The 13,171-nt window shown below is 47.9% G+C and carries 13 protein-coding genes; 4 read left to right on the top strand and 9 right to left on the bottom strand.

The features are described from left to right. Nucleotides 1–9: 9 nt before the first annotated feature. Together nusB and IEX60_RS05870 are read right to left on the bottom strand one after the other, a co-directional pair. Entirely contained in the window at nucleotides 10–957 is a 948-nt protein-coding gene (gene nusB, locus IEX60_RS05875) for a transcription antitermination factor NusB (RefSeq protein WP_188748423.1), read from the bottom strand. A 52-nt stretch (nucleotides 958–1,009) separates the two neighbouring features. Further along, entirely contained in the window at nucleotides 1,010–2,086 is a 1,077-nt protein-coding gene (locus IEX60_RS05870) for a Glu/Leu/Phe/Val family dehydrogenase (RefSeq protein ID WP_188748421.1), read from the bottom strand. A gap of 113 nt (nucleotides 2,087–2,199) precedes the next feature. Between IEX60_RS05870 and IEX60_RS05865 the strand changes: the two genes are divergently transcribed. Beyond that, complete coding sequence (locus IEX60_RS05865; protein WP_188748419.1) at nucleotides 2,200–3,981, top strand: ABC transporter ATP-binding protein; 1,782 nt, start codon at nucleotides 2,200–2,202, stop codon at nucleotides 3,979–3,981. 135 nt (nucleotides 3,982–4,116) lie between these two features. Here IEX60_RS05865 and rpmA read toward each other — a convergent pair whose 3' ends face one another. Next, nucleotides 4,117–4,770, bottom strand: coding sequence for a 50S ribosomal protein L27 (rpmA, locus tag IEX60_RS05860; RefSeq protein WP_188748417.1), 654 nt, complete (start codon nucleotides 4,768–4,770; stop codon nucleotides 4,117–4,119). 48 nt (nucleotides 4,771–4,818) lie between these two features. Continuing rightward, nucleotides 4,819–5,130 (bottom strand): 50S ribosomal protein L21, encoded by a 312-nt coding sequence (gene rplU, locus IEX60_RS05855; protein WP_188748414.1) that lies wholly within the window; start codon nucleotides 5,128–5,130, stop codon nucleotides 4,819–4,821. A gap of 144 nt (nucleotides 5,131–5,274) precedes the next feature. Between rplU and rpsF the strand changes: the two genes are divergently transcribed. The 3 genes from rpsF to rplI are packed head-to-tail and all read left to right on the top strand — an operon-like array spanning nucleotide 5,275 to nucleotide 6,367. Next, complete coding sequence (rpsF, locus tag IEX60_RS05850) at nucleotides 5,275–5,646, top strand: 30S ribosomal protein S6 (protein ID WP_188748412.1); 372 nt, start codon at nucleotides 5,275–5,277, stop codon at nucleotides 5,644–5,646. Next, entirely contained in the window at nucleotides 5,646–5,909 is a 264-nt protein-coding gene (gene rpsR / locus IEX60_RS05845) for a 30S ribosomal protein S18 (RefSeq protein WP_090623589.1), read from the top strand. The genes rpsF and rpsR overlap by 1 nt, the downstream gene beginning before the upstream one ends. A 14-nt stretch (nucleotides 5,910–5,923) precedes the next feature. Beyond that, nucleotides 5,924–6,367, top strand: coding sequence for a 50S ribosomal protein L9 (gene rplI / locus IEX60_RS05840; protein WP_188748410.1), 444 nt, complete (start codon nucleotides 5,924–5,926; stop codon nucleotides 6,365–6,367). Between the two features lie 83 nt (nucleotides 6,368–6,450). Here rplI and IEX60_RS05835 read toward each other — a convergent pair whose 3' ends face one another. The 5 genes from IEX60_RS05835 to IEX60_RS05815 are packed head-to-tail and all read right to left on the bottom strand — an operon-like array spanning nucleotide 6,451 to nucleotide 13,151. Continuing rightward, nucleotides 6,451–8,058 (bottom strand): glycoside hydrolase family 31 protein, encoded by a 1,608-nt coding sequence (locus tag IEX60_RS05835; RefSeq protein WP_188748408.1) that lies wholly within the window; start codon nucleotides 8,056–8,058, stop codon nucleotides 6,451–6,453. A 21-nt stretch (nucleotides 8,059–8,079) separates the two neighbouring features. Then, on the bottom strand, nucleotides 8,080–9,627 hold the full coding sequence (locus IEX60_RS05830; RefSeq protein WP_229717441.1) for a DUF4832 domain-containing protein: 1,548 nt from the start codon (nucleotides 9,625–9,627) through the stop codon (nucleotides 8,080–8,082). A gap of 19 nt (nucleotides 9,628–9,646) precedes the next feature. Next, nucleotides 9,647–10,771 (bottom strand): acyltransferase family protein, encoded by a 1,125-nt coding sequence (locus IEX60_RS05825; protein WP_188748405.1) that lies wholly within the window; start codon nucleotides 10,769–10,771, stop codon nucleotides 9,647–9,649. A 10-nt stretch (nucleotides 10,772–10,781) separates the two neighbouring features. Next, nucleotides 10,782–11,651 (bottom strand): PKD domain-containing protein, encoded by an 870-nt coding sequence (locus IEX60_RS05820; protein ID WP_229717440.1) that lies wholly within the window; start codon nucleotides 11,649–11,651, stop codon nucleotides 10,782–10,784. 33 nt (nucleotides 11,652–11,684) lie between these two features. Beyond that, complete coding sequence (locus tag IEX60_RS05815) at nucleotides 11,685–13,151, bottom strand: RagB/SusD family nutrient uptake outer membrane protein (RefSeq protein ID WP_188748401.1); 1,467 nt, start codon at nucleotides 13,149–13,151, stop codon at nucleotides 11,685–11,687. Nucleotides 13,152–13,171 lie beyond the last annotated feature (20 nt).

Raw genomic sequence — 13,171 nt, 5'->3', positions numbered from 1 at the left:
AAATGTGTTCTATTGTAGGAGACCCCTTCCATGCTTACGTATCCGGCCCACTGCCTGCAACTCACCCAGAATTTTGTCCAAAATCCCATTGATAAACGTATTGCTTTTAGCAGTACTGAATACCTTTGAGATCTCGATGTACTCATTAATCGTTACCTTCACCGGTATCGTCGGAAAGTTGAGCAGCTCGCAGATGGCCATCCGCATCAGCAAATTATCCAGCAGTGCGATCCGGTCCGATTCCCAGTTCTTTGTCTTCGTGCTGATCAGTTGCTGATAATCATCTGCATACCGGATGGAGTTCACCAACAGGTCGATAATAAACTGCCGGTCTTCTGTCCAGTTGGGTGTCAGGTCTGCCAGTTGATTCTGGTTGGGGTTCTCGCTCGCAAAATTTTTGAAGGTTTTGGCGATCATAGCCTGCAGCACTTCTTTATCTACCGGCCAATTGATGAACCGCTCTTCAAAAACCTGCTCAATGCCCGGCGTTTTGAGGATGATCTTTTTGAAAATAAACTTTATGATCTCCTTTTCGCTCGTCAGCGAACGATCGTCCTGGTTTAAATACGCCAGGTACTCTTCCTTATCTTTCAATTGCAGGAAAACCGTACGTACGATTTCCGGATCAAAGCCCCAGGACACCTTATATTTCTTTACATCGGATTGATACTGTTCATTATGCCGTAGCAATTCAATGAATGTATTATTGAGCAACCGGGTATTGGGGGCAAGATCGGCCGCCGACGGCAGGTATTTATTTGCGCGCTCGTCTGCGTCGATACGTACGTAATCAGACACTTCGTCCAAGAGGTTTAACGCCCAGATATACATTTCGTACACCTGGTCGACGCTTTTAAGCAGTGCTTTTTCAAATTTTCCGACCTGCTTGTCTTCGGATAATTGATACGCGTAAAGCGTCTGTAATACTTTGACCCGTAAGTGTCTTCTGTTTAACATAGTTATTTAAAAGAACGATTGGATGTTATACCAATTAAATATTGTGTGTTCACTACTTAATTTTCCGCATATCGGCTATCCGCGTTTCCGCGATCTGATTGGCCGCCTGGAAAGATGCCACATTTTCGGTAATGGATTTGCGCAATACCGAACGTGTAACCTCGTATATATTCTCGGTCAATGCGGCCGTGCGTGCAACGCTGTAGCCGGCAATTTCCGAATAACAACTGATCAACCCACCCGCATTAATCAGGTAATCGGGTGCATATAAAATTTTCTTATCGACCAGCAACTGCCCGTCTTCCTGCTCATCACGCAACTGGTTATTTGCAGAACCCGCAATGATGCGGCACCTCATCTTGGCAATCGTATCCTTATTGACCGTTCCACCCAGTGCACAGGGTGCATAAACATCAACATCCAACTCATAGATATTGTTGTTGGAAACTGCCACCGCCTTGTATTTATTGGCAACCTCGATCATACGTTCTTCCACAATATCGCTCACATACACCTTGGCGTTCTCTTCGCGCAGCAAAGCAATCAGCTGTTCGCCGACATTGCCAGCCCCCTGCACGGCCACCGTACGGCCTGCCAGGCTATCGTTGCCATAAAGTTCTTTTAACGAAGCCTTTATGCCGTAATAAACTCCTTTGGCTGTAAAAGGAGCCGAATCTCCACTACCGCCCAGTGATTTCGGCAAGCCTGCGACATGGCGTGTTTCCATGTGGAGATATTCCATATCTTTCGGTGTTGTACCGATATCAAGCGAGGCGACAAATGTGCCGCCCAGTTCATCAACAAACTGCCCGAACCTGCGTAGCAGCACTTCTGTCTTTTGCGTGCGATGGTCGCCGATGATGGCGGCATTTCCACCCCCCAAGTTCACACCTGCCACAGCTGCTTTATACGTCATGCCCCTCGAAAGCCGCAACACATCGTCTATGGCTTCATCCGTATGCTGATAAGGCAACATACGTACGCCTCCGATTGCCGGGCCCAATGTGGTATCGTGGATGGCGATAATCGCCTGTAAACCCACGGTACTGTCATTACAGAAAATGAGCTTCTGATGACCGAATTGTGCCATCAGTTTAAAGGATGAATTGTCTTTGATTGGTGCGGACATACGAAACGATAAACTCTAGCTATGTGTTCTGCAATACGGGGCAAACTTAGCAAAAATATCAATGCATGTAACCAACGGGGACAAACATTTCGTATTTTTGCGTGCAATAACGCATGTCACATCTCGCACATCTCAATAAATATTTCTATAAATACCGCTGGCGGATGATACCCGGTGTGGTATTCGTCGTCCTGTCCAACTACTTCGGTGTGTTGCCGGCGCAAGTTATCCGGATTGCCTTTGATCTGGTCAAGGAAAACATCAGCATGTACCGGCTGTTTCAGGGATTTGAACGGCAGCAAATGGTATATGAAGTCTTCGGATACAGCCTGCTGCTGTTTGGCGCGCTGGTGCTGTTGCTATCCCTTATCCGGGGCTTGTTTCTTTTTTTAATGCGCCAAACCATCATCCTCACGTCCCGGCACATTGAATACGACCTTAAAAACGAAATTTATAGCCATTACCAGCAGTTGGATATGGCATTCTACCGGCGGAATAACACGGGTGACCTGATGAACCGCGTGACGGAAGATGTAAACCGCGTGCGATCCTACCTGGGCCCGGCCGTCATGTATTCCATCAACACGGTTGTCCTTTCGGTGATGGTGATTGCAGCCATGATCAGTGTTAATCCCACCCTGGCACTTTATGCATTGATGCCCATTCCCATATTATCGGCAATTCTGTTGTTTGTCAACAAGATCATCAACCGCCGCAGTGAACGGATACAGCGGCAGCTTTCCACGCTGTCGTCTTTTGTCCAGGAGACTTTTTCGGGGATACGGGTGGTCAAAACCTATAACCGTGAAGCAGACAAAAGGGATCGTTTCGCGGATGAAAGCAACCATTACCGGGACGCCTCGTTGGCACTGGTTAAGACCGAAGCCATTTTCTTCCCGCTCATTTTACTGTTGATCGGGCTGAGCACTGTCATCACCGTGTATGTCGGAGGACTGGAAGTAGCCAAGGGAACCATCACCTCGGGTAACATTGCCGAATTCATCATCTACGTCAATCAACTGACTTTCCCGGCCATGGCACTGGCATGGGTAACTTCGCTGATTCAGCGGGCGGCAGCGTCGCAAAAGCGTATCAACGAATTCCTGCGCACACAACCTGAAATCCAGACCGGTGCACAAGGGCATTTCCAGGCAACGGGGCACATTCAGTTCGAAAACGTGAGCTTCACCTATCCTGACACGGGAATCCAAGCCGTACGGAATGTTTCGTTTGAAGTAAAGCCCGGCGAGGTGCTTGCCATTGTGGGCAAAACCGGTTCAGGGAAATCCACCCTGGCCAATTTGCTGATGCGCATGTACGATGTGCATTCGGGCACCATCCGCATCGATGGGCAGGACATCCGGCGGCTTCCCCTGCAGGCTTTCCGAAGCCAGATTGGCTTCGTGCCGCAGGATGTGTTTCTTTTCTCCGACACAATTGCCAACAACATCGCCTTCGGGTTGGACGAAACCCATCAAACGGAAGTTGAAGAAGCCGCCAAACGGGCAGCCGTTTATGACAACATTATCGGGTTTGAACACGGATTCGAAACGACCATAGGCGAGCGGGGCATCACGCTTTCCGGCGGACAAAAGCAGCGTGTATCCATCGCCCGTGCACTCATCAAGAAACCACCCATTCTCATTTTCGATGATTGCCTTTCGGCGGTGGACACCAAGACCGAGGAAGAAATTCTTCGCAACCTTAGCGTTGTTATGCAGGGAAAAAGCACCATATTCATTGCCCACCGCGTTTCCACGATCAAAAATGCCGATCACATCCTGGTGCTGGACGATGGCGCAATCATCGAGCAGGGTAGCCACGAAGCGCTTCTTGCTTTACGGGGGAGTTATTTCGAACTCCACGAGAAACAATTGCTGGAAGAGGAGGTGTAGGGGTCGGTGATGGGTGGTCGGTGATGGGTGATGGGTGGTCGGTGATGGGTGTCTATTTGTGCATTCAAAAAGAGAAAAGCCATTGGCAGTGATACCAATGGCTTTCCAATTTAATTATGAATTAAGCGGGTTGGGTTACTCAGCAGCTTTGCCGCCATCGAGTTCATCCTGCCATTTCTTCAACTCGTCAAATTTGCCTTCGGCAGCCAGTTTCGCCTGTGCAGGCCATGTGTCGGTTACGGCGGTATTGAATTGGTCACCAGCATCTACCAACAGTGCTTTAATGTCTTCAGCGGATTTAGCCGCTAAATCTGCGTAGCTGCTGATTCCTGCATTTGCCAATACTTCAGCAATCTTCGGACCGATGCCTTCTACGATGGTTAAGTCGTCGGCCTTCGCTGTCTGAGGCGCTTGCGCCTTTTCCTTCTTTTCAGCTTTCGGTTCTTCCGCTACGGCTGCAGCTGCTTTGGTTTCTGCCGGTTTTGATTTCTTCTCAGCAACCTTTGCCTTGGGTTGTTCTGCAACGGGAGCATCTTCAACTGGTATTACCGATACAAAAGATCTGTTGTTTGCTTTTTTGCGGAACACCACTTTCCCATCGATCAATGCAAATAATGTATGGTCTTTACCGATGCCCACATTCACGTCGGGATGATGTTTGGTACCCCTTTGGCGAACAATGATATTTCCGGCAACCGCATGTTGACCACCGAATATTTTCACTCCCAAACGCTTGCTATGCGACTCACGGCCGTTCTTTGAACTACCCGCACCCTTTTTATGTGCCATGTTCTATATCTATTTATGTAAGGCAAAAAGCCTAATTAAACAATCAAATTATAACGTGATTCCGGTAATTTCAATTTTGGTGAATTGCTGACGGTGTCCGTTTTTCTTTTTGTAGCCTTTGCGGCGTTTTTTCTTAAAAACGATCACTTTATCGCCCTTCAAATGTGACAAAATCTTAGCCGAAACCTTCGCTCCCTTTACCGTGGGTGCGCCTATGGTGAATTTACCACCATCTTCTGCTAACAGTACATTGTCAAATTCAATACTAGCGCCTTCATCCCCTTGTAAACGGTGTACAAAGAGCTGCTGGTCTTTTGCAACTTTGAATTGCTGTCCGGCTATATTTACTATTGCGTACATTAGTTAATGAGTTAATTAAATAATCCTTTAAAATTCGAAGCGCAAAGGTAACGCTTTATTTTGATTATCCAAAGTTTATGTATAAATTTGCAGCCCGTTTGAAACGGAGTGATTTATCAAAATTTTAATTTTTTAAACGAAAGTATGCAACAGTACGAAACCGTTATTATTCTTACCCCGTTGCTTTCTGAGGAAGTTTCGAAAGAGGCGATTGCCAAATTCCGGAGCATCCTTACCGAAGGCGGAGCCGAAATTGTCCATGAAGACAATTGGGGTTTGAAAAAACTTGCGTATCCGATTGACAAAAAGACAACCGGATTCTATCACCTCATCGAATTCAAGGCTCCCGGTGAACTGATCAGTAAACTGGAAGTCGAATACAAGCGTGATGAGCGGGTAATGCGTTTCCTGACGATCAAATTGGATAAACACGCCCTAGCTTACAACGAAAAGAAGCGCAGTGGTGCTTTCAACAAGAAAACTGAAACACCCAAATCAGAGGAGGTAGCAAACTAATGGCAAACGATCAAATCCAATACGTAACTGCTCCCAAGGTGGAGGACAATCGTAAGAAATACTGCCGTTTCAAGAAAAATGGCATCAAATACATTGATTACAAAGACGCCAACTTCCTGTTGAAGTTCGTCAATGACCAGGGCAAGGTATTGCCACGCCGCCTTACAGGTACGTCGTTGAAATTCCAGCGCAAAGTAGCCCAAGCGGTGAAGCGTGCCCGTCACATCGGCTTATTGCCTTATGTAGCTGATTCACTTAAATAAGGAGGGGAAACGACATGGAAGTAATTTTAAAGCAAGATATCAAGAAGCTGGGTGAAAAGGACGACGTTGTCAGTGTAAAACCCGGTTACGGCCGTAACTACCTCATCCCGCAAGGTTTTGCCATACTCGCTACCGAATCGGCAAAGAAGGTATTGGCTGAAAACATCCGTCAGGCTCAATTCAAGCAAGACAAAATCAAGAAGGACGCGACTGAACTGGCGGCCAAGCTGGAAGGTCTTAAACTGACCATCGGTGCAAAGGCCGGCGAAACCGGCAAGATTTTCGGATCTGTAAACAGCATACAAATCGCGGAAGCACTGCGGAAGCAAGGTTTTGAAGTGGATCGTCGCCGCATTACGTTCGAAACCGAGCCAAAAGTGCTGGGCGAATACGTAGCCAATCTGAACCTGCACAAAGAGGTGAAGGTACAGGTACCTTTTGTGGTAGTGGCTGAGTAAACTAGCAGCGATCAAATAGCATAAAACAGGTAGGTGTCCCCTACCTGTTTTTTTTGTTCCGTCCCGACGTGCCGGAGTTGTCCTCACTCCATCAACTCAAATACAGGCAGCCTGTCTAATGGAACATCGTGTGCGACGATCACTTTTGGACCTTCGAAAATTTCACCTTCGTCACTTTTCCAAACACCGCTTGGAAGCTTAATTTTCCTCGTGTTGTCAACCGTCACCACCGGTGCAACCATGTATTTTTTTCCCAGCATAAACTGATCCTGTACTTCTTCAAAGTTCTGATCCGGAAATTCGTACACCATGCTCCTGACAATCGGTTCACCGGTTATTGCAGATAGCCTCGCAAACTCCATGATATACGGAACATACCTGGCCCGCAGTGCCGTCAATTTTTTGACCGCCGCAAGATTAGATTCACTCAATACCCGCCACGGAGCAGCGGAAAATTGCATCATAGGCATCAACGCAGAACACGCTGCCGATCGTACAACCAAGCGTTCGTCAAGCTTATCCCTTCCTATAAAGGATCCATATTCTCCGCCACCGATCATATCGGGGCATGTAAACTGATAGCCCAACAGCCCTGCCGTAGTGATATGCGGAATGAGCTTTCGAAGATCGTCCCAACTATGCTGTTTGTCACGCAGCCGCTGCACAAGCGGCTCTCCGCCCATTTTCCACATCGCCCGGTACTCATTCAACGGGTAGTATTTACCCAATTCGCCCCAGAGCCGACTGTGTTCATTTGGCGAGGCTTCGCGAAAGGAAATGGCATCCGTAGCATAAAACTCAGCATCTCCCGCGTCAAACTTGAACCCATCCAAATGGTAAGTTTTTCGCATGTATTCCAATTGGTTGTGAAACCAATTCCGAGCTTCGGGATTGGTGAAATCCATCACCGCACTGTAACCGTTCCACCAACTTACGATAGCGGGTCTATCGGCTTCTACCCATGGCTTTTTGCTCGACCCATCATATAAAAGAAACTTTTTCTCTTTCAACTCCCTAAAAACCTCGGTATCGGGAGAAATGAAAGGGCTCACCCACAGCATCACCTTGAACCCCATGCGATGCAAGGTATCTACCATACCGGCAGCATCGCCGAACCTGTCTTTCCGGAAATCAAATCGCCCATAATAATCCGCCCAATTATCATCTATCATGAGTACTCCCGGAGAAAAACCATGGGAAACAATCGCCTTTGCGTAGGCAATGATGTCCTTTTGGTTTTGGTTATAAACCAATTCTATCCAGGTGTTGTATTGCGGGCTGGTGAACAGCAGGGTATCTGGCAATTCGCCTTTCGGAGCGAAGAATCGTTTGCTTGCATTTAAGTAGGCTTCCCGAAGATTCGTTCCGGACGAATCGATCACGACGGATGCACCGCCGGTTGAAATAATCAATTGATCATTGCCCACCGTGAACCGGAAGGGCTCTTCGCTCCAGACAAACTTTCCCCTGGTAGAGACAAGCAAGGGTGAGGCTTGGTTGGTTCCCGTATTTGCGTACAAATCGAAATCATACCCTTCCTTGAAAGGCATCAGGTGTGCTTCGTTAACCACCCCTCCAAACCATTTTTCACCCTTACTCACCGGAATGGTTACCTGCTGTGCGGCCAAATCGAGCGAGATTCCCAGCAACAGCAGGGTAGCCAACGTCGATTTGATGACTAGTGTGCTCATCCTATTCATTAATTCCATTCATTAATTCACGCGAATCTGATGATTCAACCGGTTGTAGCCAGTTGTTTCTTCCCAAACCTCATTATTGGCCAGCCGGATGCTGTATTCCGGCCGTGTGGCAATACGTTCGTACGCATCGGGCAGATTGAGCAGCAATTCATATTCGCCCTTTGCCAGCCCCGTGGGAATGGCAACCGAAGACGTTATCTTGATATCACCTGTGTACCATTTTCGTACATCCGTTTCAATGGGTAAAACGGTGACTTCCTGCGTTCCGGCCCTGCGCAGCAGGAGCTGTACAGGACGGGCATTGAATGGCGAGGCATAGCCTTTATTGGTCAGGTTCAGGGTGAACGCAAGGTTACTGCCCGCCGTCACTTCGTCAGGAAATGTCGCATCCTGCAAAACAAACCGGTAACCCAGGTTTTTCTTGATGTTGTCCATGCATCCGCCCGTCTGCCAAACGTTATTGACCTGATTATTATAGTGCGCGTTGATATAACTGTAGTGCATTTCGGCAAAAGCAGCCTGTGCCCTGCCCGCGGGCTCACAATTGTTATCGGGCGTAAAAGGTCTGCAGGTCTCCCCGCCTACCACCACGTATTTGCTGTCATTTCTATTGTATTCCTTCAGTATATCTACCACATCGGCGCTGGCGCTTCTGTTGGTTGAACTGTTTCCGTAATCTTCATACGTACCCACGTCATTTGGTCCGGATAGGAAACAATCGTTGTGGAAGCCTATCCGCGCCTTTTCATCTTCCGTATACGCCTCCGCTTCTGTCATGGGTGCAGCGGTCACCGGGGCATCCACGCCATAAACGTAACGCTGTTTCTGTTGCGGATACCTTACCTGTATCATCCGGGTCTTTGGAACCGCATCCAACAAGGCCTCAATCACCTCTGCCCTGTCCAACCAGTTTTCATCGGTCAGTTTCCCCTGTCCGCCGTTGGATGATGCATCCCCAAAGAAATCGGTATAATACTGCTCTCCCCATATCCCTATGAACCCCAGCTGCACACACGCAATCACATCCGCATGATCATACAGTACAGGTTTCAGGCTGGCAATGTGCTGCAATACAATCGCTTTTGACGCATCACCATACGGCGGACATATGGCACCTTCGGGGCAGTCCCCTGCGTTTTGCGTAATCGTATAGACAAACCTCGGGATCAGCTTGACCCCTGCTGCTCTCGCAGCCTCCATATCTTCGTTTATTTTGGCCAGCGTAGTTTGGGATATTGCGGTGTTTTTGACATCGTCTAGCACATAATACCTGAATACCAACGTGCTATAAACACGGTAATTGGCATTGGAAATGCTCTGCAATTGCCGGTACCCCTTCAGGGTATTTGCGTCCAGCGCCGTGAAGTTGCTCGTTGTCGTTTCTGTATACCGATAAAACCCCCTTTCGGGATTCGGGAAATCCTCAGTGCTTTCGGTATACGTGACCGTAGCTTTCGGTTCCTGCTCGGGTGGTGGTGCGGGTTCGCCTTTGTTCTTGCAACTCAACAACACGGGAACCAGCATCAATATACCGCACGGAATTTTTTTTAATAATCTCATAAATGATAGATTAAAATAGTCATAGTTTAAAAAACAGTTTCTTTTGATAAAGCCAATAGCATAAATACCATTCGGCAGCCAACGTTACCGAAGCCGACATGAGGGTCATCACCTCATCAGATAGATTCGTAAACCTTAAAAAACCCACCACAAAAATCGCCACCGCACCGTTGACCCATTGCATGCCCACTGTTTCGAAAAACAGGTAGATAAAAATGGCGTTCATACCGACCACGGTGAATATCCACGCATACCTGAAATACTTCTTCACATCGTTTATCCAAAACAGCAAAGCCATCAGGAGCAATACCCATCCGCCAGACACCAAAACAAACGAACTGGTACTTATCCGCTTTATAATTGGCGTAATACCACCTATGTCCAATGCGTATCCGGCTACCAGCGCGATTGCCCCGCCCACAAGGAGACGTTGTATTTTCTCGCCGTTGGTAGCCGGAGAAATCAGCAGCTTACCTGCTACCACTCCCCAGATCGTATGTGCCGCAGTTGGTATAAAGTTGATGGCTACCCAACCATCGGAATTGGTCTTACCCATCAAAATCCTATCCATAAAGGCTCCGAAATTATGGTGTTCCGTAAACGGCTGGTCGAAATTGGGCACCTGTACCAAGCGATAGGCCATTTCTGTAAGCAGCAGCAGGCCCACAGAAAAAACCAATTGCCATAAGCCGGATCTGCGGATGATCAGGTAAGCGATCAGCGTAGTTACCGAAAGTTGGGTGAGCACGTTCCATAATTCCCAAACGAGCTTACCTGCATAAACGCAATGCAAGCCTACACCGAATAAGAACAACCTGAAACAACGTACCAGGATATGTTTGAAGTTGCTTTCCCAACTTATCCCCTTTTTGGATTTTCCATGCCAGGAGATGTACAGTGCCGAACCTGCCATCAACATAAATGACGGCTGTACCAGGTCCCAGAAACGCAGCCCATGCCAGGGGTGGTGAAAAAATTGCTTAACGATAGCGCCAACAAAAGAATCACCAGCGGTAACATCGTCCAATGCCGCATACAGCATACAGCTTTCTGCAGCAAGCAGGATCATAATAAGGCCCCGCATTACGTCCAGTGATAGGAGCCGTTGCTTTAATGGCGTATCACTTGATGGAATACTGTTCATTCGGTGTGTACTAAAATGAAAAAACAGCGTATTTGGCTTCCGGATATTGATTGGCGGGGAGCGCACCTATTTGCGAGTACGTAATCGAATTCTCGACAATAGCATAATTCACGTGGTTGGCTAGCGTCCCCAGAAGCGACCTTTTGACTGAAAATTCAATCCGGTTCTTATCCTGTTCGGTCTTCATTTCTGAATACACAATTACCTCCGGAAAAGACGCGATGTCCCCCGAAAAGCCACCCCAGTCATCCGCGGGATTTCCCGAATGTTGCTGCAAGCCTCCCCATCCATCGGTAATGCTGCCTTCTATCTTAAAATCAGCCCCTGCACCGGCAGGATACTGCCAGCTCGCATACCCTGTTTCCGGATTATTATCTGTATCAATGTAAATCTGTAGCCTGGCCAAGGTCATATCATGGGTACCTTCGACCAGGAAATTCAGGTCTGTTGCCGTAGAAAATGTCTTCACGGCCAATATAGTCCCTCCTGAGGTTCCTTCATTGACATGCGAATACCCTACATATTCCCAATCGGTGAAGTCCCCGTCTATTTTAATATTCGGACCAACGATGGTTACCGTATCGGTAAACGTACTGACAAGGTCTCCATTTTTGGCCGTCAATGTGACCAAAAAATCGCCTTTTGCAGTGTAAACGTGCTGGGGCGCCCGTGCCGTGGAAGCCGTCCCGCTCTCGTCTCCGAAATCCCATTCATATTCCGTGGCACCGGTGGAGAAATTCGTGAAATTCACGATAAAACCGTCAGCTACATAACTGAACACCGCTTTGGTGCCTCCTTCGCCATCTTCCTTTTTACAGGAAATAATCAGTAACGTGGCGAGGGCCATGCCCGCAAGCAGTATGATATTCTTCCTTTTCATACCTAATTTCTTTATGCTGTACATTGCTTTCTATTAATTGTACCCCGGATTTTGGATGAATTGCCCCTTGCCTTCGCTGATTGCCGTCCTTGAAAACGGGAAGAGCTGCTTATAAGGTGCCGTATAGGTCGATTTCCTGACTTCCAGACAACGGGAAACGAATTTATCATGCCTGATTAAGTCCGCCCTGTACTGCCCGTTTTCGCACCAGAATTCATGGCTTCTTTCGGTCAGCAGCATATCATTAAACGCACTGAGGCTTGGATAATTTACCAATTGCACATCTCCGATGCCTGCCCGCTCCCTTACCTGGTTGATCAGATTGATCGCCTCCTGCGAAGGCGAGCCCGATCCGTTGGCCAATGCCTCCGCTTTGGAAAGCAGTACGTCGGCATACCGGTACATGATGATGTCTACCGTGGTAAAACTTGTCGTTCTTGCGGCATCTTCCTGAATTTTCAATGGCAAAGGCCCATAATTGAGAAAAGAACCCGGATTTGCCCGGTTATAGGTGCGGCCTTCCACATCCGTAAATTCGGAAATCAGCATGGTTCTCCGTTTGTCCGTAGGTTGAAAGGTATCGTAAAACCACCAAGTGCTTTGTATCGTTCCCCAGCCACCTTTGGGTGCATATACACCCGGCAACACCATCAGCTGCCATTGATTTTCGCTGGTGCCCTCATAGTCGCAAGGGATCGCCCAAATCACCTCGCCGCTGTTGCTTGCGCCGTCCAGATCCCACATTCCCACGTAATCGTCATCCAACCGATAGTAATTGTAGTTAATGATATCATCTGCCAGTTCAACGACCTTGTCCCATCTTTTCTCATGCAGATTTAACCGGATCAACAGCATCTTGGCCAATGCCTTGTTAAACCGGCCATACCTAGCATCTGCCGGATGGGGTAAATCTTCGGCGGCTGCAACGAGGTCTGCCTCGATGAAATTAACCATCTCCTCGTACGGCATCCTGGCCAGCGGCGCCTCTGTCAACGGATTTTTCAAGACCTCCAGCGGAGCGATAACCAATGGGCCATAAAGGTCGAACAGCGTATAGGCCAGCAACCCCCTTGCACAGCGGACTTCCGCGATAGCCGCCCTTTTTAGCTCGTCATTTACCGTCGACTCTTCGATCAGGCTTATCGTCATGGTCATCCGGCTTATCTTGTTGTAGAACCAATCATAAAAGTAGGTGATACCTGCATCATCGGGCGTATAGCTATGCTGCGTTGCCCGTTCCTTTTCGTCGTACCAGCCGGTCAATATTTCCGTGGTACAATCACTGATCATCATTACCCCACGTTCCGAAGTGGAAAATATCCCGTCCCACCACGAACCTCTCAACGGATAGTAAACCGAATTTACCATCGCTTCAATATCGGCTTCGGTTTTGGGAAATATAGCCGGGTTGATCTCCCCGTAATCGATAGAAACCAAGTCCTTGGTACAACTGCCCAGTGACAACACAACGGACACGATCAATAACTTAACTTTTTTCATGTCTAATATCTTTAAAAAAG

Source organism: Parapedobacter defluvii (assembly GCF_014642075.1).
Classification (GTDB): domain Bacteria; phylum Bacteroidota; class Bacteroidia; order Sphingobacteriales; family Sphingobacteriaceae; genus Parapedobacter; species Parapedobacter defluvii.
The sequence above is the reverse complement of the archived record's forward strand: the minus strand, read 5'-3'. Positions and strand labels throughout refer to the sequence as shown.